16 protein-coding genes are annotated in these 22517 nt (G+C 70.9%); 1 reads left to right on the forward strand and 15 read right to left on the reverse strand.

Annotation, left to right across the window (positions count from 1 at the left end; translation table 11 throughout):
• Positions 1–99 precede the first annotated feature (99 nt).
• The 8 genes from tmk to ACHFIV_RS30555 all read right to left on the reverse strand — a co-directional run bounded on the left by tmk (position 100) and on the right by ACHFIV_RS30555 (position 14456).
• Positions 100–3171 carry a dTMP kinase gene (gene tmk / locus ACHFIV_RS30520; RefSeq protein ID WP_398975732.1) on the reverse strand — a complete coding sequence of 1024 codons (3072 nt, stop codon included), beginning with the start codon at positions 3169–3171 and terminating at the stop codon, positions 100–102.
• A gap of 332 nt (positions 3172–3503) precedes the next feature.
• Complete coding sequence (gene topA / locus ACHFIV_RS30525; RefSeq protein WP_398975734.1) at positions 3504–6371, reverse strand: type I DNA topoisomerase; 2868 nt, start codon at positions 6369–6371, stop codon at positions 3504–3506.
• A gap of 281 nt (positions 6372–6652) precedes the next feature.
• Positions 6653–6850, reverse strand: a complete 198-nt coding sequence (locus ACHFIV_RS30530; RefSeq protein ID WP_398975736.1) for a hypothetical protein — start codon at positions 6848–6850, stop codon at positions 6653–6655.
• A gap of 531 nt (positions 6851–7381) precedes the next feature.
• Positions 7382–8887, reverse strand: coding sequence for a DUF7059 domain-containing protein (locus ACHFIV_RS30535; RefSeq protein ID WP_398975738.1), 1506 nt, complete (start codon positions 8885–8887; stop codon positions 7382–7384).
• Positions 8888–9176: 289 nt separating this feature from the next.
• On the reverse strand, positions 9177–9809 hold the full coding sequence (locus ACHFIV_RS30540; RefSeq protein ID WP_398975740.1) for a small secreted protein: 633 nt from the start codon (positions 9807–9809) through the stop codon (positions 9177–9179).
• A 336-nt stretch (positions 9810–10145) separates the two neighbouring features.
• Positions 10146–12542, reverse strand: a complete 2397-nt coding sequence (locus tag ACHFIV_RS30545; protein ID WP_398975742.1) for a sodium-translocating pyrophosphatase — start codon at positions 12540–12542, stop codon at positions 10146–10148.
• Positions 12543–13445: 903 nt separating this feature from the next.
• A complete protein-coding gene (locus ACHFIV_RS30550; RefSeq protein WP_398975744.1) occupies positions 13446–13895 on the reverse strand; it encodes an ATP-binding protein in 450 nt (149 codons plus the stop codon).
• Positions 13896–14102: 207 nt separating this feature from the next.
• Complete coding sequence (locus ACHFIV_RS30555; protein WP_003967428.1) at positions 14103–14456, reverse strand: STAS domain-containing protein; 354 nt, start codon at positions 14454–14456, stop codon at positions 14103–14105.
• Positions 14457–14535: 79 nt separating this feature from the next.
• Between ACHFIV_RS30555 and ACHFIV_RS30560 the strand changes: the two genes are divergently transcribed.
• Positions 14536–17049, forward strand: a complete 2514-nt coding sequence (locus ACHFIV_RS30560) for a DEAD/DEAH box helicase (protein WP_398975746.1) — start codon at positions 14536–14538, stop codon at positions 17047–17049.
• Here the strand turns inward: ACHFIV_RS30560 and ACHFIV_RS30565 are convergent.
• The 7 genes from ACHFIV_RS30565 to ssd form a co-directional block, all read right to left on the reverse strand.
• Positions 16967–17503: an Rv3654c family TadE-like protein gene (locus tag ACHFIV_RS30565; RefSeq protein WP_398975748.1), complete on the reverse strand. Its 537-nt coding sequence runs from the start codon at positions 17501–17503 to the stop codon at positions 16967–16969. The two genes, ACHFIV_RS30560 and ACHFIV_RS30565, sit on opposite strands and share 83 nt — an antisense overlap.
• On the reverse strand, positions 17500–17880 hold the full coding sequence (locus ACHFIV_RS30570; RefSeq protein ID WP_398975750.1) for a TadE family type IV pilus minor pilin: 381 nt from the start codon (positions 17878–17880) through the stop codon (positions 17500–17502). Before ACHFIV_RS30570 ends, ACHFIV_RS30565 begins: the two co-directional genes overlap by 4 nt.
• Positions 17867–18067, reverse strand: a complete 201-nt coding sequence (locus tag ACHFIV_RS30575; protein ID WP_398976584.1) for a DUF4244 domain-containing protein — start codon at positions 18065–18067, stop codon at positions 17867–17869. The genes ACHFIV_RS30570 and ACHFIV_RS30575 overlap by 14 nt, the downstream gene beginning before the upstream one ends.
• A gap of 306 nt (positions 18068–18373) precedes the next feature.
• Entirely contained in the window at positions 18374–19186 is an 813-nt protein-coding gene (locus ACHFIV_RS30580) for a type II secretion system F family protein (RefSeq protein ID WP_398975752.1), read from the reverse strand.
• Entirely contained in the window at positions 19183–20040 is an 858-nt protein-coding gene (locus ACHFIV_RS30585; RefSeq protein WP_398975753.1) for a type II secretion system F family protein, read from the reverse strand. Before ACHFIV_RS30585 ends, ACHFIV_RS30580 begins: the two co-directional genes overlap by 4 nt.
• Positions 20037–21185: a TadA family conjugal transfer-associated ATPase gene (locus tag ACHFIV_RS30590; protein ID WP_398975755.1), complete on the reverse strand. Its 1149-nt coding sequence runs from the start codon at positions 21183–21185 to the stop codon at positions 20037–20039. The genes ACHFIV_RS30585 and ACHFIV_RS30590 overlap by 4 nt, the downstream gene beginning before the upstream one ends.
• Positions 21182–22318: a septum site-determining protein Ssd gene (ssd, locus tag ACHFIV_RS30595; RefSeq protein ID WP_398975757.1), complete on the reverse strand. Its 1137-nt coding sequence runs from the start codon at positions 22316–22318 to the stop codon at positions 21182–21184. Before ssd ends, ACHFIV_RS30590 begins: the two co-directional genes overlap by 4 nt.
• Between the last annotated feature and the right edge of the window lie 199 nt (positions 22319–22517).

The raw sequence follows: 22517 nt of genomic DNA on the forward strand, positions 1-22517 counted from the left end.
CCAGCGCCTCCCTATTGTGCGGGAAGGGGCTGACAATCCCGGCGTCCCGTCCTCGGGCTCACCACCGTCCGCCGACGGCCGGCCCGGCGCACACGCCCGTCAGCGGCGGGGCCGGCGCCCACCGCGTCCGGAGCCGCCCTGCTCCTCGTCCTGCCCTCCGAGCAGTTCGTCGGCGAGGGAAGGAAGATCGTCGAGCGGTGTCTCCTCGGCCCAGTCGGAACGCGGCCGCTTCCGGTGGCCGGCGGCGTCCTCGGCCGTCCGCCCGGCCTGCGGGTCGTCGATCTGAGGCAGCTCACGCGTGCGCTCGTTCTCGCTCTCGGCGGCGGAAGCGCGACGCTCGTCACGGAAGACACCCGGCGGCACGCGGTCCGACGGATCCTCGTCCCGCACGGGCCGGAGCACGGCCGTCTCGTCCGCGTCGCGCACGGGCGGCAGAACAGCAGTCTCGTCCGCAGGGCGGTCCGGCCTGGCGACCGGCACGGGCTGCGTGATCTCGTTCGGACTGACGACCGGGGTCGGGACGGTGAGCTCGTTGTCCGGCGCGGACGGTCCGGGGGATCGCCGCGCGGCAGCGGCGGCCTCCTCGGCCCGGGCTGCTGCCTCGGCCTCCGCGCGGCGGCGGGCCTCCTCGGCCCTCACCAGCGCCTCCTCCGCCTTGCGCTGCTTCTCCAGGCGCAGCTCCTCCGCCTCCTTGCGCAGACGGGCTTCCTCCTGGGCCTGGCGGCGCAGCCTCTCCTGCTCGGCTTCGCGCTCCCGCTCCTCGGCCTCCAGGCGGGCCCGCTCCTCCTCAGCACGGCGGCGCGCCTCCTCGGCACGCTGCCGGGCCTCCTCCGCCTGCCGTTCGGCCTCGCGCTGCCGCGCCTCTTCCTCCTCGCGGCGCTTGCGCTCCTCCTCCTCGGCACGGAGCTTCGCGAGCTGAGCCTGCCGCTCCCGCTCCAGCCGCTCCTCCTCCGCCTTGCGTGCCGCCTCTTCCTCCGCCTTGCGCCTGGCCTCTTCCTCGGCCGCCTTGCGCGCCTCTTCCTGGGCCTTGATCTCGGCCTCGGAGAGCGGCAGGAGCCGGTCGAGCCGGTGGCGTACGACGGTGGTGACGGCTTCGGGTTCCTGCCCCGCGTCCACCACCAGGTAGCGGGCCGGGTCGGCCGCCGCGAGAGTGAGGAAACCCGACCGCACCCGGGTGTGGAATTCGGCCGGCTCGGATTCCAGCCGGTCGGGTGCCTCGGTGAAGCGTTCCCGTGCGGTCTCCGGATCGACGTCCAGAAGCACCGTCAGATGCGGGACGAGCCCGCTCGTCGCCCAGCGCGAGATACGGGCGATCTCGGTCGGGGCGAGGTCCCGGCCCGCGCCCTGGTAGGCGACGGACGAGTCGATGTAGCGGTCCGAGATGACGATCGCGCCGCGTTCCAGGGCGGGACGGACGACCGAGTCCACGTGCTCGGCCCGGTCAGCGGCGTACAGCAGTGCCTCGGCCCGGTTCGACAGACCGGCCGACGAGACGTCCAGCAGGATCGAACGCAGCCGCTTGCCGACCGGAGTGGCCCCCGGCTCGCGTGTCACGACGACCTCGTGGCCCTTGGCACGGATCCATTCCGTGAGGGCCTCGACCTGGGTGGACTTGCCGGCCCCGTCACCGCCCTCCAGGACGAGGAAGAAACCGTTCGCAGCAGGAGCGACGGCCGGGTCGCCACCGCGCAGTGCCTCACGCAGGTCACGGCGGAGCGGCACACCGGCCCGGTCGTCGGTCCTGGCGAGGACGATCACCGCGACGGGCAGCAGCAGTGCACCGATGAGCATCAGCGCGAAGGCCGCGCCACCGTGCGCGAAGACGAAGTCACCGGACCCCAGACGGTGCCGTCCGATGGCGGCGGCGAGCAGCGGACCGCCCACCGCACCGAGCGCGACCAGCACACGGACGACTGCCTGAAGGTGCTCGGTGGTCCTGGCCTGCCGGAAGGCCTCCGTCTCCTGGTCGATGACCGCATGCCCGATGTGGGCTGCGACCCCCGCCGAGTAACCGGCGAGCAGGGCGATCAGCAGACCGGTCGCGGTGTCGGGCACCAGGCCGAGCGCGAGGAGCGCGAGGCCCGTGACGGCGACCGCCAGGGACAGCAGCCGACGCCGCGACAGGGCGGGCAGCACCTTTCGCGCGGTGCGGATGCCGAGTGCGGTACCGCCGGTCAGCGCCAGGATCAGCAGGGCGAAGGTGGCGGGCCCGCCACCGAGGTCGGCGGCGTGCAGCACGGACACGGCGGCCGCGGCGGCGATGGCCCCGGCGACGGCGGAGCACGCGGCGACGACCAGCGGGATGCTGCCGGTGCGGCCCTTGTCGGACCCCGTGGCGGCGGCCGGACGGCGCAGGCCCTCCAGGGGAGAGCGCGGGCGGGGCGTCTGGGTGGCCGGCAGTTCCAGGAAGTACAGGGTCGAGACCGAGGCGGAGAAGAGCCCCGCCGCCACGTAGGCGCCGAGGGCGGCCTGGTGGAAGGAGAACCAGTCGAAGCCGGTGCCGAGAAGTTCACCGATCAGAGCGGCGACCACCAGCACGGCGGCGGCCGCGGGGACCGCCAGGAAGTTCGTCCGCAGGGAGAGCCTGCGCAGGGCGTCGAGGTGGTCCGGCAGAGGGCGCACGGCGGCACCCTCCGGAGGCGGGGCGGGAAGCAGGGCGGGAGCCGCGCTCTCCTTGGCCACCGTCCACAGCCGCTCACCGACACCGGCCACGAAGACGGTGATCAGGATCATCAGGAGGGCCTTGTCCGGCATCCAGTCGATCCACAGCGGGGCGACGACCAGCAGAGCGAGCCGCAGCCCGTCCACCCCGATCATCAGCCAGCGCCGGTCGACCGGACCACCGGGCGCGGTGAGCGCCGTCAGAGGCCCCAGGAGTACGGCTCCGAAGAGCACGGTGGAGAGAATCCGGGCACCGAACACGGCGGCGACGGCGAAGGCCGCCCCGCGGTACCCGGCCCCGAAGGAGCCCTCGAGGACCGCCGCCTGCAGCGACAACAGCACAAGCACGAGAAGGGCGAGTGAATCGCCGATACTGCCGACGAGCTGGGCGCTCCACAACCGCCTGAGCGGGGGGACGCGCAACAGGGCCCGTACGGCGCGCTCGCGTGAGTCTGCGGCAAGTGTGTCGGAGGTGGGGCTCACGACCAATGGCTGCTCGGCTCGCGTCATCCGCCCAGCCTATCGGCAGCCGCGCGGTGCCCGGGGGCCGCGTCCGAACATATGCCCAACGAATGCGCGGTCAGCACCGCCCGCCGAAGCCGGATGCGCGGGCCGCACCGCACATGGACGCCGGACGCGCGGTCAGCACCGCACGCCGACGCCGGAGGCGCAGCGTCCCAGCACCACACACGGACGCCGGAAGGGCCGGGGTCGTCCCGGCCCTTCCGGCGTTCGAGGCCGACGGTCAGCTCCTCGTCACCGCGCAGCCGACGGCAGTGCACACGGGCGGGTCCCCGCGCCGGTCCCTGGCCGGCCGGTTCCCCGCGTCCGAGGTCAGGCGGTCAGCTCTCCTCGGACGAAGCCGAAGCCGTCCCCTTCGCGGCGGTGGCCGCCTTCTTGGCAGGCGCCTTCTTGGCGGCGGTCGCCTTCTTCGCGGCCGTCGTCCTGGTGGCGGCCGTCTTCTTCGCAGTGGCCTTCTTGGCCGTCGTGGCCTTCTTCGCGGTCGCCTTCTTGGCCGGGGCCTTCTTGGCCGTCTTCTTCTTCGCCGGCCCCTTGGCACGCTTCTCGGCGAGCAGCTCGTAGCCGCGCTCCGGCGTGATGTCCTCGACGCTGTCGTCGGTCCGCAGCGTCGCGTTCGTCTCGCCGTCGGTGACGTACGCGCCGAAGCGGCCGTCCTTCACGACGACCGGAGCCCCGCTCACGGGGTCCGTGCCCAGTTCCTTCAGCGGAGGCTTGGCGGCTGCCCGGCCGCGCTGCTTCGGCTGTGCGTAGATCGCCAGGGCCTCCTCGAGCGTGATGTCGAAGAGCTGGTCCTCGGACGTCAGGGAACGCGAGTCCGTGCCCTTCTTGAGGTAGGGCCCGTAGCGGCCGTTCTGCGCGGTGATCTCGACGCCGTCGGCGTCCTCACCGACGACCCTCGGCAGGGACATCAGCTTGAGCGCGTCGGCCAGGGTCACCGTGTCGAGCGACATGGACTTGAAGAGGGACGCGGTCCGCGGCTTCACCGCGTTCTTGCCCGTCTTCGGGGTCCCCTCGGGCAGTACCTCGGTGACGTACGGGCCGTAGCGCCCGTCCTTCGCGATGATCTGGTTGCCGCTGACCGGGTCGGCTCCGAGCTCGAAGTCGCCACTCGGCTTGGCCAGCAACTCCTCCGCGAGCTCCACGGACAGCTCGTCGGGTGCCAGGTCCTCCGGCACGTCGGCGCGCTGGTGGCCCTCCGAGTCCTTCTCACCGCGCTCGATGTACGGACCGTAACGTCCGACGCGCAGCTTGATGTCGTTGCCGACGGGGAACGAGGAGATCTCGCGGGCGTCGATGGCGCCCAGGTCCGTCACGAGCTCCTTGAGGCCACCGAGGTGGTCCCCGTCACCGTTGCCCGCGGCGGAGGCGGCACCCGCACCGGTCGTGTCGTCACCGGCGCCGAAGTAGAAGTGCCGCAGCCACGGCACGGACTGGGCCTCGCCCCGCGCGATGCGGTCGAGATCGTCCTCCATGCGGGCGGTGAAGTCGTAGTCCACGAGCCGGCCGAAGTGCTTCTCCAGCAGGTTGACCACGGCGAAGGAGAGGAACGACGGCACCAGGGCCGTGCCCTTCTTGAACACGTAGCCGCGGTCCAGGATGGTCCCGATGATCGAGGCGTACGTCGACGGCCGGCCGATCTCGCGCTCTTCCAGCTCCTTGACCAGCGAGGCCTCGGTGTAACGGGCCGGCGGCTTGGTGGCGTGGCCGTCGACCGTGACCTCGTCCGCGGTCAGTGCGTCACCCTCGGCGACCTGCGGCAGACGCCGCTCGCGGTCGTCCAGTTCCGCGTTCGGGTCGTCCGCGCCTTCGACGTACGCCTTCATGAAGCCGTGGAAGGTGATCGTCTTGCCGGACGCCGAGAACTCTGCGTCGCGGCCGTCACTCGCCCGTCCACCGATCTTCACGGTGACGGAGTTCCCCGTGGCGTCCTTCATCTGGGAGGCGACGGTCCGCTTCCAGATCAGCTCGTAGAGCCGGAACTGGTCGCCGGTGAGGCCTGTCTCGGCCGGGGTGCGGAAGCGGTCGCCGGAGGGGCGGATCGCCTCGTGCGCCTCCTGCGCGTTCTTGACCTTCCCGGCGTAGGTGCGGGGCTTGTCGGGCAGGTAGTTCGCCCCGTACAGCTGGGTGACCTGCGCCCGGGCCGCGGAGACCGCGGTGTCCGAGAGAGTCGTGGAATCCGTACGCATGTAGGTGATGAAGCCGTTCTCGTACAGCTTCTGTGCCACCTGCATCGTGGCCTTGGCCCCGAAGCCCAGCTTGCGGCTCGCCTCCTGCTGGAGGGTCGTCGTGCGGAAGGGCGCGTACGGCGAGCGGCGGTACGGCTTCGACTCGACGGACCGGACCGCGAACGCGGAGTCGGCCAGCGCCGCGGCCAGGGCGCGGGCGTTCGCCTCGTCCAGGTGCAGCGTCTGGGCGGAACCCTGCTTGAGCTGCCCGTCCGGACCGAAGTCGCGGCCCTGGGCGATGCGACGCCCGTCGACTGCGCTGAGGCGCGCGGTGAGCGTCGAGGGATCGGACGCGTCACCGGTGCGGCCCGTGGCGAAGGTGCCGGTCAGGTCCCAGTACTCGGCGGAACGGAAGGCGATGCGCTCGCGTTCCCGCTCGACGACGAGGCGGGTGGCCACGGACTGGACACGGCCCGCGGAGAGCCGCGGCATGACCTTCTTCCACAGGACCGGCGACACCTCGTAGCCGTAGAGACGGTCGAGGATCCGGCGGGTCTCCTGGGCGTCGACCATCCGCTGGTTGAGCTCACGCGGGTTGGCGACGGCTGCCCGGATCGCGTCCTTGGTGATCTCGTGGAAGACCATCCGGTGGACCGGGACCTTGGGCTTGAGAACTTCCTGCAGGTGCCACGCGATGGCTTCGCCCTCGCGGTCCTCATCGGTGGCGAGGAAGAGTTCGTCGGATTCGGCGAGGAGCTGCTTCAGCTTCCTGACCTGGGCCTTCTTGTCTGCGTTGACGACGTAGATCGGCTGGAAGTCGTTTTCGACGTCCACGCCGAGGCGGCGTACCTCACCGGTGTACTCGTCCGGCACCTCGGCGGCGCCGTTCGGCAGGTCGCGGATGTGCCCGACGCTCGCCTCGACGACGTATCCGGGGCCGAGATAGCCCTTGATCGTCTTCGCCTTGGCAGGCGACTCGACAATGACGAGTCGGCGGCCTGCGGTCTCGCTGGTCGGGGACAACTTCGCTCTTCTCTCCGGTCGACACTCATGGGGCATCCGGGCAGCGCTCTTACGCTGCCTGCGGTGCTGTCGCTGCGGAGTGTGACGGTACAACCCGCCCCCGTGTCAAACGGCAAAAGCCCGCAACGGCCACTCGAACGGTAACCCGACTTCCGCCATTCCTGCCGCCCGGACTGCCCGGTCCGCTCCTCGCGGGCCTGTCGCCTGCCGGTTTCCTGCGTCCTGTCGGAGGGCCTGCGGGCGGCCGGCCGACGACCACGGGTCCGCGCCGGAGACGTGGATCAGATGCGGGTGAAGCACCACACGCCGAGAACGAGGAAGAGTACGCCGAAGAGCGTGGCGAGAGCGGCGGAGGCGACGGGGCTCACACCGAGAGCCACCGGCGCACGCTGGATGGTGCGCGCCCCCGTCCAGACGAGGAGGGCGGCACCGAACAGCGCGAAGGCCGCACCGGCGAAGGCTCCGGTGACACTCTCCATGTCCGTACCCCTCACGCTCTCCGCCCGGCCGCCACCGCGGCGCTCGTGCGCCGGGGGCTGCCCGTGGCCGCGGTGCCGCCGCCCTGTGCGGGCGGCTCGGCAGAGGGGAGGCTGCCACCCCACGACGTCACCGGCACGAACCCCGGATGAACACCGCGCAGCCGCCCGGGGAACTGCCGTCCACGGACCGCTGGACGCGCGCGACCGCCCGGCTGAACGACTGTGGGCGGAACCGCGCGGGCCGGACCGGAACACCTTGCTGGCAGACGAGAAGGCCCTGGTCACGGGAGCGTCGAGTGCGGGAGGGTACCGCTCCGGTGTACGGGATCCCAGGAGCAGGACGGTACGCCCGGGGCCTGGTACCCCCGGGACACTGGCACCCCCTGCGCCTGGTACTCCGGGCCTGACACTCCCCGTGACCTGGCACCCCCGGTGACGCGGCGCCACGCCTCGGTGCCGGCACGCCTGCCGCACGGGGCCACGCACCGTACGGGCACGTCACCGCACGGGATCACCACCGCACGGGGCGCGTCACCGTACGGGGTCGAGGAAGCCCTCCTCCACCAGGAGCCGGATGGCCTGCGGGGTGCGGTCGCGCAGCAGCACCGGGTCCTCGGCCATCAACTGGGCGATGGCGTCCAGGATCCGGCCTGCGGGCAGCGAGCCGTCGCACACTCCGGCGAACCCCGCCCCGACGGCGTCGACCTTGGTCGCCCGCCTCATCCCACGGTGCTGACGCAGCACCACATGCTCGGGGTCCTCGGCACCCGGTAGCCCGACCTGCTCCTGGACGACCTCTTCGGCCAGGGTGAAGTGCGCGGCGAGCAGCGCCGCGTCGTCGTGCTCACGCAGGTAGTCCTGCCGTGCGAAATGGGCCTCGACGGCCGGCCCGAGAGGCTGCTCCACCGCATGCGGCCACTCCTCCGCCACGAGCGAGGGAACCCCGGAGGCCGCAGCGGCGGACTTCCGGAGCGTGATCCAGCCGAAGCCGACGGCCTTGGTACTGCGGGCCTCGAACTCGTCCAGCCAGGCTTCGTACCGCTCGGTGTAGAGGGCGGGGTCGGTGCGGTGGTCACCGCTGTCCCGCAGCCACAGCTCGGCGTACTGCGTGACGTCCTGCACCTCACGCTGCACGATCCAGGCGTCGCAGCCGGCGGGCACCCAGGAACGCACCCGGTCCTGCCACTCCTCACCCTCCACGTGCTGCCAGTTGGCGAGGAACTGCGCGTACCCGCCCTCCTCGAGCCGGTCCCCGGCCTGCTGCACGAGTGTCCGGCACAGGTCGTCGCCGCCCATGCCGCCGTCGCGGTACGTCAGCCGGGCGCCGGGCGAGATGACGAAGGGCGGGTTGGACACGATCAGGTCGTACTTCTCCGTACCGACCGGCTCGAAGAGGGAGCCCTCCCGCAGCTCGGCGGGGGCCGCACCGGACAGGGCGAGGGTGAGTCGGGTGAATTCCAGAGCACGCGGATTGACGTCCGTGGCCGTGACCCGGGTGGCGTGCTGGGCTGCGTGCAGGGCCTGGATGCCGGAACCCGTACCGAGGTCGAGGGCGGAGGTCACGGGCTTTCGCACCGTGATCCCGGCGAGCGTGGTGGAGGCTCCACCGACGCCGAGGACCACGCCCTCCTCGTGCGAGCCGATGCCGCCGGCGCCACCGACGGCGCACCCCAGGTCGGAGACGATGAACCAGTCCTGGCCCTCAGGCCCGCCGTACGGCCGTACGTCGACGGTCGCTCTGACCATGCTGCCGTCGTGGACCGTCCAGCCGTCCTCCACGCACTGTTCGAGCGGGAGGGCCGCGGCGGCCGCGGCGGCCGGCACAGCGTGCTGCAGAAGGAACAGCCGCACCAGCGTGTCGAGCGGCGAATCACCGCGGGTGGCGCGGAGCGCCGGGACGGTCTCGTTACGGGCGAGGGCGGCGTACGCGGGCGCGCCGAGCCGTTCGAGGAGGCCATCGGCGGTGAAGGCGGCGGCGATCAGGGCTTCGCGGAGCCGGGGGGCACGGTCGGATGCGGGGAGGCTGGTCGTACTCACCCGCCCATTGTGTCCGCTCCCGACGACAACGGCAGCGGCCCGGCGCCCGAGAGGGGCGGCCGGGCCACTGGCGGAGGGGCTCCCCCGCCACGTCCGGGCTCCGTTCACAGCGTTCGGCGGTGAGGCCCTCCGGTCGGCGCGGCCAGCTGCGGACCCGGCGTGACGCCTGCACGCACGACCGCCGTCACGGCCGCCCACGACTCCACGCACGAGCGCCGTGGCCGGTCCACGCCCTCCCGCGCCACGCCCTCCCGCGCCACGCGTTCCCGCGCCTTCCCGGACGGAACAGCTAGGCCTTCTTCGTCGCGGAGGCCGAAGGCGATGCGGACGTCGACGCCGGGGCCGGGGCCGAGGGAGCGGAGGCGGGCGGCGCCGAGGCCGTCGGCTTCTGGCAGCCCTTCTGCTTCGCCATCGCGGAGCCGACCTCGCCGGACTGGAGCTTCTTCAGTGCCTGGTCACCATTGGTGCTGATCTTGTTCAGCTGGTCCGCGATGTCCTTGAGACCGTCGGCGAACTTCGCCTGGTCCTTCGCGTCCAGCGCGTCGACCTTCGTCTTCAGATTCGCGTAGGCGACCGAAGAGGCGTTGAGTTCCTTCACGGCCTCCTTCTGCGTGGTCTCCCCGTCGTCCACGGGCGGCGCGCCCGCGGACTGCACTGCCGCGCCCAGGGCCTTGTAGGCCTGCGAGATCTGCTGGAAGGCCGCCGAGTCGGTCTTCTGCACGTCGGCGGGCTTGCTGTTGTCGGCCGTCTGCTGCTGAATCGCGGCATTGGCGTTCGCGATCTTCTGCAACTGCGGCTGGACCTGGTCGCAGACCTTCTTCGCCCAGTCGTTCACCTTGTTGTCGCTGTCGTCGCTGCAACCCGACAGCGTCAGTACGAGTACCGCACCGCCGGACAGTGCGGCTGCAAGCTTCTTGTTCACCGGATTGGGTCCCTTCCAAGGCTCTCGGCCCCGGAACTTACACGCCAAGTGGGCGACAATCAGGCGCCGTGCATCCGATATGTATTCTTTTGAAGCCATTTGCACCAAGGGAAATGAGGGAGATACAACTCACCTGCGCGCCAGGACACCCCTGTGGGATCCCCTCCCGAGGCTGCGGCCGGCCTGGGGGGGCGGAGAAGCGGACGACACGTCAGCGTGCGTCGTCCGCAGCCTTCCTGAGCAGGGGTTACGCGATCAGCCCGTCCGCCCCGCGACCGCCCGCCTCATGAAACAGCGGCCGGACCGGAGGACTCGGTGGGGCCGCCACCGCCGCCGTCACCCCCCGCTGCCGCTCGGGCCGTCGTCGTCACCGACGGCGATTCCTCGCCGCTTGGACACATACACCGCGCCGATGATGACGACGAGGGCGATGACGGCCACCACCGCCCTCACCCCCGCGCTCGCGTCATCGCCGTAACTGAACTGCACCACCGCGGGGGCGATGAGCAACGCCACGAGGTTCATCACCTTGAGAAGCGGGTTGATGGCCGGCCCAGCCGTGTCCTTGAACGGGTCGCCGACCGTGTCGCCGATGACCGTGGCGGCATGCGCCTCGCTGCCCTTGCCGCCGTGGTGGCCGTCCTCGACGAGTTTCTTTGCGTTGTCCCACGCGCCACCGGAGTTGGCGAGGAAGACGGCCATCAGCGTGCCGGTGGCGATCGCACCCGCCAGATAGGAACCGAGGGCCCCGACCCCCAGGGTGAACCCCACGGCGATCGGCGCCAGCACCGCGAGCAGCCCGGGAGTGGCCAGTTCGCGCAGCGCGTCCTTGGTGCAGATGTCGACGACGCGGCCGTACTCGGGCTTCTCCGTGTAGTCCATGATCCCGGGGTGCTCCCTGAACTGCCTCCGCACCTCGTGGACCACGGCCCCCGCAGAGCGGGAGACCGCGTTGATGGCCAGCCCCGAGAAGAGGAAGACGACCGCGGCCCCGAGGATCAGGCCTACCAGGTTGTTCGGCTGCGAGATGTCCAGACTCAGCCCGAGCTCTCCCGCCCGGGCCCCCACGTCGTCGACGGCCGTGGCGATGGCGTCCCTGTACGAGCCGAAGAGCGCGGCGGCCGCCAGGACCGCCGTGGCGATGGCGATGCCCTTGGTGATGGCCTTGGTGGTGTTGCCGACGGCGTCCAGGTCCGTGAGTACCTGGGCCCCCGCGCCAGTGACGTCGCCGGACATCTCGGCGATGCCCTGGGCGTTGTCGGAGACCGGGCCGAAGGTGTCCATCGCGACGATGACGCCGACGGTGGTGAGCAGGCCGGTTCCCGCCAGGGCGACCGCAAAGAGCGCCAGCATGATCGACGTACCGCCGAGCAGGAAGGCCCCGTAGACGCTGAGGCCGATCAGCAACGCGGTGTAGACAGCCGACTCCAGGCCGATGGAGATACCCGCGAGGATGACGGTTGCCGGACCGGTGAGCGAGGACTTCCCGATGTCCCGGACGGGGCGCCGGGTGGTCTCGGTGAAATAGCCGGTGAGTTGCTGGATCAGGGCGGCGAGCACGATTCCAATGGCCACCGCGACCAGGGCGAAGACGCGCGGATCGCCGCCGTGCGAGGTGATGGCCACGTCGGTGACCCCGTCCAGTCCGGCGTACGAGGCCGGCAGATGGACGAAGACCGCCACCGCCACGAGGACGAGCGAGATCACGGCCGAGACGAAGAACCCGCGGTTGATGGCGCTCATCCCGCTGCGATCGGAGCGTCTGGGAGCCACAGCGAAGATGCCGATCATCGCGGTGACCACCCCGATCGCCGGCACGATCAACGGAAAGGCGAGCCCCGCGTCGCCGAAGGCGACCTTGCCCAGGATGAGTGCCGCCACGAGCGTCACGGCATAGGACTCGAAGAGGTCTGCCGCCATACCCGCGCAGTCCCCCACGTTGTCGCCCACGTTGTCGGCGATGGTGGCGGCGTTGCGCGGGTCGTCCTCGGGGATGCCCTGCTCCACCTTGCCCACGAGGTCGGCACCCACGTCGGCGGCCTTGGTGAAGATGCCGCCCCCGACCCTCATGAACATGGCGATCAACGCGGCACCGAGGCCGAACCCCTCCAACACCTTGGGCGCGTCGGCGGCATACACGAGGACCACGCAGGAGGCGCCCAGGAGTCCGAGGCCCACCGTGATCATGCCGACCACACCACCTGTGCGAAAAGCGATCTTCATCGCTTTGTGCGAAACGGTGGTGAGATCCTTTTCCGGTCCCCCCTCGGCGGGAGTCGCCTCGCGCGCGGCGGCGGCCACGCGCACATTACTGCGGACGGCGAGCCGCATACCGATGTATCCGGTGGCCGCCGAAAACAGCGCTCCCACCAGGAAGAACAGCGAGCGTCCTGCGCGCTGCGACCAGTTGTCGGCCGGAAGCAGCAGAAGCAGGAAGAACACGACTGCGGCGAAGATGCCGACGGTACGCAGCTGACGAGCCAGATAGGCGTTTGCTCCTTCCTGGACGGCCGCCGCGATCTCTCTCATGCGTTCGGTGCCTTCACCGGCCGCCAGGACCTGGCGTGCGAGCAGCTGGGCGACGATCAGTGCGGCCAGGGCGACGACCGCGACGGCAACGACGATCAACCGGTTGCCATCGGTGAGAACTGCGGCTGCGAATGAGGTGGACCGGCCGGAAGGTACGGAAACGTGCGTCAGTTCTGCCACTGAGGTGTTGAAGAACTCCGCCATACGTCCTCCTTGACGCTGAGCGCTCAAGACGTGGACGGATTGTAGGGAGAGGAACCTGATCAAAACAGTGGGTGGTCAATGAAATCGACTTTCGTCCACCCAATGGCAAACGATCTCGCCGCCCCGTGGACCCGAATGCAGTAATGGGGCAGACGCGCGGCACCCACCGAATTCGAGAGATCACTGATCAGGCGAAAGGAAAAAGGACCTGCTCAGTACGGTCCGAGATCAGCGCTCTCGGCGCCACCGAAGACGGCACGGCCAGGGGAGGGCCAGGGTACGGCCAGGGCACGGGGACGAACGCGACCACTCGACACGGGCTGAGACGGACTTTTCGAAGGTCTTGGCCATGGCGGGACCGGTGCGTCGCATGAGGAACACGAGCCGTGGGGCCGCCTGACTGGCTCCGGGCAGGCGCTCCGAACCCCGGCAGCCCACGTCGCCAGGAGCGGTATGCGCCGAGTGGGCAGGTAACCCCCGAGAACAACCATCCCGAGGAGGACGGAGAACACCCACCGAAGCGGGCACGCGGGGCGGAACAGCAGGGCCGTACCGGACGGACGGACCACCGCAGCCGGCAGGGCTGGCAGCTCAGGCGGACGGCGCCGCAGGCGGACGACGGACGGTGCCGCAGGCGGACGGCGGACGGTGCCGCACAAGACGCCCTGGACCTCTCAGGCAGAAGAAGCCGCACCGAGCGGCGCGCGGGAAGCCCCACAGCCGTCAGGACGCGTGGCGTGCGGGCGGGGGGCAGAACGTGCTGAGGCAGTTCGGAGGTACAGCTCGGCCCGAACGAAATGCGCTGGGCCACTTCGGATTCGGAGAGCTACTGCACCCCGAAACGGAAGGCGCCGGGCCAGGTCAGAGCCTTCCGGCGGGAAGGGAGCGGAGCGCGCGGGCAGATCAAGGAAGAACTACGGCCGGAGTCGTCGGCCAGGTCATACGGATCACTCCGCCGTTCGCACCCGTACTCACCTCGACGTCGTCCACCAGGCCACTGATGACCGCGAGGCCCATCTCGTCCTCGCTGTCGGCGTCGGTTTCCGGCTCGTCCGGGCCTCCACCGCCGGGCGCTCCCGACGCCGAGGCGGCACTTCCCGGGGCGGGAAGCCCATCGCCGACCTCGATGGAGAACGCTTTCTCCTCCTCGGTCAGGACGACCGTGACCGGGGAAGTGATGCCATTGCTCCGGTGCAGCCCGACAGCGCGACTGCACGCCTCGCCGACTGCGAGCCTGACCTCGTCGAGCACCGCCTCGTCCACGCCGGCCCGGCGCGCCACGGCGGCTGCCACGAGGCGGGCCGTCCTGACGTGTTCAGGCTGAGCGCTGAAGCGGAGTTCAACGGTTGGCATGCCATCCCCCTCGAACGTATGGGTGTGCATCTCAGGGGCCCGGGCGTGGCGCCCGGTACCCCTGCTCTCATTCTCCTCCGGAGACCGACGAAGCCGGCAGCCGACCACTTGGCCGACCGCCTGCTTGTGGCGGCCCGTCTGCTGCCGCCTGCCGGTCTGTCACTACGTGCCTGTCGGCATGGAACTCGCCGACCCGCACCCGACGCCTCAGTCGGTAGCAGCGACAGCCTCGTCGACCGTGGTGTGGATGGGAAACACCTTGGTCAGACCTGTGATCCGGAAAATCTTGAGAATGCGCTCCTGGTTGCACACCAGACGCAGTGAGCCCTCATGGGCCCGGACACGCTTCAAGCCGCCCACGAGCACGCCGAGGCCGGTGGAGTCGAGGAAGTCGACGCCTTCCATGTCGACAACCAGGTGGTAGCTGCCGTCATTCACCAACTCGACCAACTGCTCGCGCAGCTTGGGCGCGGTATACACATCAATCTCGCCACCGACCTCGACGACCGTACGGTCGCCACCAGGCCCGGACACATTGCGAGTCGACAGGGACAGGTCCACGGATCCTCCAGCACCTTGCTATCGAGCGGTCGCCCCTCGGTCTCCCCGACGGAGGCCAGGGGACGGATCGCCAGCCGCGATGGCATTCAATCACTTACCAGCAGCCATGCACGACGCCTTGGGACCATTGTCCGTCACGCCAGTGACACACTCGGTGCCGATGGCCAAGAATCACCGCCCCAGTCGACCACCCGAGAACGCGGGCCTGCGCCCCTCTCCCAGGGTGGTTCTCGACCGGCTCGCCGCAACGGCGGGCCGGGCAACGCGCATCACTCATACGGAGCACCTGCCCCCGCGCGCGGGAACCCATGCCATCTGGCCGGATCGCATCCGGCCAGAAGTGATCACGGCAATCGGTCAGGCCGGGATCGACCATCCGTGGACGCATCAGGCCGCTGCCGCCGAGCACGCCCTGGACGGCGAATCCGTCGTGATCGCCACCGGAACGGCGTCCGGCAAGTCCCTCGCCTACCTCGCCCCGGTACTGAGTACCCTCCTCGATGGCGCCCATGCCCCGAACGGCCGTGGGACCACCGCCCTGTACCTCGCCCCTACCAAGGCCCTGGCCGCCGACCAGCGCCGCGCCGTCAAGGCCCTCGCGGCACCTCTCGGCTCCGCGATCCGGCCGGCGGTCTACGACGGCGACACGCCGGTGGAAGAACGCGAATGGGTGCGTCAGTACGCCAATTACGTACTGACGAACCCCGACATGCTGCACCGGGGCATCCTTCCTTCCCACCCCCGCTGGGCCTCCTTCCTCCGCTCCCTCCGTTTCGTCGTCATCGACGAGTGCCACACGTACAGAGGCGTCTTCGGCTCTCACGTCGCCCAGGTGCTGCGCCGCCTCCGCCGCCTCTGCGCCCGCTACGGCTCCGAACCTGTTTTCCTCCTCGCCTCCGCCACCGCGGCACAACCCTCGGTCGCGGCGGGCCGTCTCACGGGCCTGGCTGTCAAGGAGGTCGCCGACGACGCCTCGCCCCGGGGAGAGATGGTGTTCGCCCTCTGGGAGCCGCCGCTGACCGATCTGCACGGCGAGAAGGGAGCCCCGGTACGCCGGACCGCCACGGCTGAGACAGCCGACCTCCTGACCGACCTGACTCTCCAGGGCGTGCGCTCGGTCGCCTTCGTCCGCTCCCGACGCGGAGCGGAGCTCGTCTCGGTCATCGCCAAGGAGCGGCTGGCCGAGGTGGATCGCTCCCTGCCCGGACGTGTCGCGGCCTATCGGGGCGGCTACCTGCCCGAAGAGCGCCGGGCTCTGGAGCGCGCGCTGCACTCCGGAGAACTGCTCGGGCTCGCCGCCACGACCGCCCTCGAGCTCGGCATCGACGTCTCAGGCCTGGACGCCGTCGTCATCGCCGGCTACCCCGGCACCCGCGCCTCCCTCTGGCAGCAGGCGGGCCGCGCAGGACGCTCCGGGCAGGGCGCCCTCGCCGTCCTGGTGGCCCGGGACGACCCGCTCGACACCTTCCTCGTCCACCACCCCGAGGCGCTGTTCCAGCAGCCCGTGGAGTCAACCGTCCTGGACCCCGACAATCCCTACGTCCTTGCTCCACACCTGTGTGCGGCAGCCGCGGAACTCCCCCTCACGGAATTCGACCTCGCGCTCTTCGGCCCCGCCGCACCCGGGCTTCTGCCACAGCTGGAGGCCGCGAAGCTGCTGCGCAGGCGGACCACCGGCTGGCACTGGACCCGCCGTGAACGCGCCGCCGACCTCACCGACATCCGCGGTGGGGGAGGCCGCCCGGTCCAGATCGTCGAGGAAGGCACCGGCCGGCTGCTGGGAACCGTTGACGAATCGGCCGCGCACACCGCCGTGCACGAGGGCGCCGTCCACCTCCACCAGGGCCGGACCTACCTGGTCCGGAAGCTGGACCTCGAGGACTCGGTGGCCCTGGTGGAGGAAGCCACCCCTCCCTACTCGACCAATGCCCGCGACACGACCGCGATCGCCGTGCTGGAGACCGACACCGAGATCCCTTGGGGTGACGGCCGGCTCTGCTTCGGCTCCGTCGAGGTGACCAACCAGGTCGTCTCCTTCCTGCGCCGCCGCCTGATCACCGGCGAGATCCTGGGCGAGACCAGACTGGATCTGCCGCCCCGGACCCTGCGCACCCGTGCTGTGTGGTGGACGGTCACCGAGAACCAGCTCGATACCGCCCGGATCACTCCGGAGATCCTGGGAGGCGCCCTGCACGCCGCCGAGCACGCTTCCATCGGGATGCTCCCTCTCTTCGCCACCTGCGACCGCTGGGACATCGGCGGGGTCTCCGTCCCACTGCACCCGGACACCCTCCTGCCGACGGTGTTCGTCTACGACGGCCACCCCGGTGGCGCCGGCTTCGCGGAGCGTGCTTTCCACACGGCCCGCTCATGGCTCACCGCGACACGTCAGGCCATCGCGTCCTGCGAGTGCGAGGCGGGCTGCCCGTCCTGCATCCAGTCCCCCAAGTGCGGCAACGGCAACGACCCTCTGCACAAACGAGGCGCCGTACGTCTGCTGACGGAACTGCTCAGAACCGCGCCGACGGAACCGGCGGAAGGCCACCCGGCAGAGAACCCGGAGGGCCCACGGCCGAAACGCGAAGAGGGGTGAGGCCGCGCGTGCGAGCGGGCCCGCCGACGGACGACGGCACCGCCGCACGCGACGGAGACGACGGAGGCGACGGTACCGCCGCACGCGACGAAGGCGGCGATATGTGCGGAGGCCCGGCTCTCGATCTGACCTCGGGTGCGTACGGGCCGAAGCGCGCACGGGCAGTCACGTCGGCGATTTCGCCCACGACGTCGCAGCGCACGATCTCCGCCCCTTGGGCATCGGCGACCACACCGGCCGCCCCACACGCCAGCTCCGCTCCCCGCAAAGCCTGGTCGGCTGCGGCGAGCGCGGCCAGGTCCGCCGCGCCGCCCGCCCTGTGTCGGGCGGACACGGCCTGGCCGAGGGCCAGCACCATCGCGAACACCGCACAGAGTGTCGCCGTCGTGATGGCCACCCAGACCGTCGCCAGCCCTCGGTCTCCGACTTGGAAGCCCTCTCCCGGCCTCCTCATGGCCGCGTCCCCACCACGTCCTCGGCCGCCGCGACGGCCTCCGCACTCAGGGTGAGGCCCAGCGACCCTGGACCCGGCGTGGGAGCCTCCACCCGCACCCGCCACAGTCCACCGGTCCGTTCGACGGCGACCCGGGCCCTGCCGGGCGCCGCCTCCAGCGCCGCGGACCGGACCGCGCCCTCCGGCTCCGATCGAGCCGCTGCCCGCGCTCCGGCACGCGCGGCGTCCACACAGCGGATCTGGTCCGATGCGGCCACCAGCGCCCAGACGAGGGCAACGACGAACGCCACCAGCACGGGAAGAGCCATAGCCGCCTCCGCCGTGACCGCTCCTTGCTCACCCCTCCGGCCCTTCGGTGGAGCTTCAGAATTTCGCATCGAGAGCGTCCTTGATCAACGACTGCAGCGCCGACAACACTGCTCCGCTGGTGACCACCTTGTAGAGCACCGCCGCGAACGCACAGGCGGCAATGGTGCCCACCGCGTACTCGGACGTCGTCATCCCCCGGTCGAGGACGCTGGACCGGGCACGCCTGACGAACCAGGCCTTCCCGGCCCGACACATCGTGCCCAAGGACTGCTCCGTCGCCTTCAACATGCTCATCTGGACCCCCATGGTCAGAACGCCACGTCGTCTCGTGGTCTCGTGGTCTCGTGGTCTCGTGGTCTCTTGGTCTCGTCCGGAACGTCGACCGGCGCTCCGGGCGAACCGGATGCCGGCACCCTCCGCTCGGTACCGGCCAGGGCTTCCCTCAGGGGTGACCTGCCAGGGCACGGTCCGGATTCCAGCTGCGCTACCCGCCGGTTCCCGTTCAGCAGGCCTCCGGCGCCGGTCTTCTTGGTCCGAAGGCCGACTGAGACCGGCGTCCGTTCAGCTGCGGTGCAGCAAGCCGGACGCCAGGCCGATCACCACCGGCGCCACTCCCACCGCCAGAAAGGCGGGCAGGAAGCAGAGCCCTACCGGCGCGGTGATCAGCACACCGGCTCGCTGTGCACGCGCCACAGCGGCGCTCGTCCGCTCGGCGCGCATCTCGTCGGCCAGCCTGGAAACCGGCTCCGCCGCGGGTGCGCCCGTCGATGCGGCACGCTCCAGACAGCGGGCCAGTGGCGCGGCGCCCGGCAACTCCCCGAACCGGCCCCAGGCCTCAGCCGGTTCTCCCCCGAGCAGGATTTCGGCCGCCGTGCGAGCCAGCCGCTCGCCGACCGGACCGGAGATGGACTCCCCAACCGCCTCCGCCGCTTCCCGTGGCCCTGCACCCGCAGAGATACAGGAGGCCAGCAGATCCGCGGTGATCGGCAGTTGCCGGGCGATCAGGACGTCCTCGGCCTCTCGGTCGGCGGAGCCACGCCGCCTCACGGAGCGCTGAAATCGCCGAACCCCGACAGCCGCCGCAAGACCGACCCCGCATCCAGCCGGCCCGCCCACGAGAACCCAGCCGGCTGCCCACACGGCCGTGAACACCGCCCAGTGCGGGAAACCGCTCCCGCCCGACACCCGCAGGGCCCTCCACTCCCGCCGCTGCCCGCTTACCCAGGCCCCGGTCAGGAGCGCCCCACGCCTGCGTATCGTCCGCCCGTGGCGCCGTACGATCAGCTCGAGGATGACGAATGCGACTGTGCCCAGTGCCGCCCCCAGCGCCCCGGCCGGATGCAACGGCGCCGCCGCACCGGGCAGCCCACTCACGCCGCCTCCCCCGCCCGCACGATCCGGGAGGCCCAGAGCAACCCCGCAGCCTCCAGCACGCTGCCCGTAACGAGGCAGACGAGCCCGCCCGGGCTGTGCAGCAGAACTCCCAAGGGATCTGCTCCGAGTGCCGCGCCGAGCCCCAGCCCCACCACGGGAAGCAGTGCCAGGACCACAACGGTCGACCACGCACCCGCCAGCTGTGCCCTCAGCTCGTCCCGCCTCCGCTTCTCGCCCCGTAGTGAGCTCTCAAGCCGCGTGAGACCTGCCGCGAGCCCGGCTCCGCCGTCCACCGCCACCCGCCAGCAGGCCGCCATCCCCGCCAACCCGTCGAGGCCGGGCCCTGCCGCCGCCTGCCGCAACGCGCCCGGCACATCACCGCCGAACCGTGCAGCAGCCAGCACCGCTGGCTCGGCACCACCCAACGCGCCGGCGCTCCGCACGGCGGCGAGCAGAGCCTGCCCGGGTTCCCGCCCTGCCCGCAGCTCGCCGACCACCGCCCCACAGAGCGCCGTCACCGCGTCAGCCGCCACTTCACGTTCACGCCGCCGGGCCCGCCCCCGCAGCCAGCGCCTCACAAGCGGCACCGCTAAAGCTCCCACCAACAGCGGCAGCACCGACTCGCCCAGCACCGCGACGAGCGCCGCCACCGGCGCACACAGCCACTCCCGCCGCCCGTCGAAGTGCGCGCGGGCTCTGGTGCGCAGGAGCGGCATCCACGGCTCCTCACGCCGCCGAGCCATCAGTGTCCGGGCCCTCCGCACCCCCGGGTCCCGCGCCACGGCCAGCCCACCCGCCAGGCCCGCGCATCCCGCCATCGTCCACGCCAGCGCGTCGGAGCCCACCGCCGTCATGAAGCCCCTCCGATCAGCGTCCGGAGCCGCTCCCATCCCCGCTGTACCTCGAAGCCCCCGACGCCCCACCGCAACGCGGGCACGGTGACGACGAGGCCGGCGGAATCCCGCTCCAGTACGTGTACTTCAGCCAGTCGCCGCTGCCCGTCCCGGTCCCGTGCGAGGTGGACGACTACGGACAACGCCGCGGCCAACTGGCTGTGCAGCGCGGCCCGATCGAGGCCCGCAGCCGTCCCGAGTGCCTCAAGCCGTGCCGGAACATGCTCGGCCGCGTTGGCGTGCACCGTGCCGCACCCGCCCTCGTGTCCTGTGTTGAGAGCCGCCAGGAGCTCCGTCACCTCGGCACCCCGGACCTCCCCCACCACCAGCCGGTCAGGACGCATACGCAGGGCCTGGCGCACCAGGTCCCGCAGCGTCACCCGCCCAGCGCCTTCCTGATTGGCGGGTCGTGACTCAAGGCGCACCACGTGCGGGTGATCAGGGCGCAATTCGGCCGAGTCCTCGGCCAGCACGATCCGCTCCCGCTCACCGACCGCTCCCAGCAGGCTCGACAGCAGAGTCGTCTTCCCAGCGCCGGTACCTCCGCTGATCAGATACGAGACCCTGGCCTCGACCAGAGCTCTCAGCATCCGGTCGCCGCCCGGCGGGACCGTTCCCGCCGTGACGAGCTCCGCCAGTGTGAAGGCTCTGGGCCTGACCACCCGCAGTGAGAGGCACGTCGAGCCGACGGACACAGGTGGCAGGACCGCGTGCATACGTGTCCCGTCGGGCAGACGGGCGTCCACCCACGGCCGGGCGTCATCCAGACGGCGCCCCGCCACCGCAGCCAGTCTCTGGGCCAGCCTGCGGACGGCCGCGGCATCCCGGAAGGTGACCCGGGTCAGCTCCAGGCCGCGACCACGGTCCACCCACACCCTGTCCGGAGCGGACACCAGCACATCGGTCACCGCCGGGTCCGCCAGCAACCGCTCCAGCACGCCCGTACCGACCAGTTCACCCCGCAGTTCCTCGGCCGCGCCGAGAACCTCCGTATCACCCAGCAGACGGCCCTGCTCCCTCAACGCGGCCGCCACTCCGGCTGGGGTGGGGGCCGCACCACTTCGGGCCAGCCGCTGACGCACGGCATCGAGCAAGGCCTCGGTCATGACACCCCTCCCCCACCGGGCCGGGCCGGGACGTGCACACGGCCCGGGGCATCCGCCAGATCCCAGAACGCCGCGGAGAAGCGGGCCAGTGCGCCGCGGGGGCTTCCGCCCGGGGGCACGCCATTGTCCTGAGCCGATGGCAACCCGGTCTCCGGGGGCAGATCGCCGACCAGCGGCAGCCCGAGGGCCTGCGCCACCCACTGCTCATCCAGGCCGGCCGTGTAGGGGCCCCGAGCGACGACCCGCAGGTCCTCAAGGACCATGCGAACGGCAGACGCCACGCGCTGGGCTGCCGCGACCGCTCTCAGCTCCCCGGGCACGACCAGCAGCCCGAGGTCCAGTTGCGCCAGCGCCTCCGCCACGCTCTCGTCCACCCGCCGCGGCAGATCCACGACCACCACCCCACCGAGCCGGCGGGCTGCGGCGAGCACCGACCGCATGGCCTGCGGTGGAACGATCACCTGGTCGTCCCGCCCCCAGCTGAGCACGCGTAGGCCGTGCAGCGCGGGCAATGACTCCTCCAGCGCACCTCCGCCCAACCTTCCTTTCGAACGGGCGAAATCAGGCCATCGCGCGCCTTCGGATTCCTCGCCACCGAGCAGTACGTCGATGCCGCCCCCCAAGGGGTCACCGTCGATCAGCAGGGCCCGTCGGCCCGACCGTGCCGCCGTCACAGCAAGCGCACAGGCGAGTGTGGACGCACCCGCACCGCCGCGTCCCCCCATCACTCCGACAGTGAGAGCGGGCCGGCCGACGCCCTCCACCGCATTGGCGATCTGGTCGACGAGCCAACCCTCGGAGTCGGGCAGCCTCAGCACGTACTCGGCCCCGATCTCGACCGCGCGGCGCCAGACATCGGGATCATCCTGATCCCGGCCCACGAGCATGACACCAGGCCTGCGGGACACCCTGCGGCACCTGTGCGCCGCATCGTCGCCCACCAGAATCATCGGGGCCCGCTCCCAGCCGCCTCTGGCCTCCGGCGGCCCGTGATGCACCTCGGGCACCGCCCCCGCCGCCGCGCACAGTCTGAGGAGATCGTCCAGCAAATCCGCGTCCTCGGTCACGATCAGCGGTCCGTCCCGCCGCCCTTCGGCGCTCGGCGGGCCTTCGCCCGCGAAAGATCCAGCCACGATCTCCGCCCTCTCCCACTGCCCCATCAGTGCGGTTTCGCGGCGATCCCACTTCCGAGATGCGCGATTCCGGAACCCGCGGACTTCGCGGGTGGAATCAACATGCATCGGTACGGGAAAACTTGTGGATCTTGCTCGAAAACTGTGGACGGCGCCCTGGTTGTGAATATCCCGGTAGCTCGTACAGGGGACATTCGCA

The sequence above is a fragment of the Streptomyces sp. ALB3 genome (assembly GCF_044385685.1).
GTDB lineage: Bacteria > Actinomycetota > Actinomycetes > Streptomycetales > Streptomycetaceae > Streptomyces.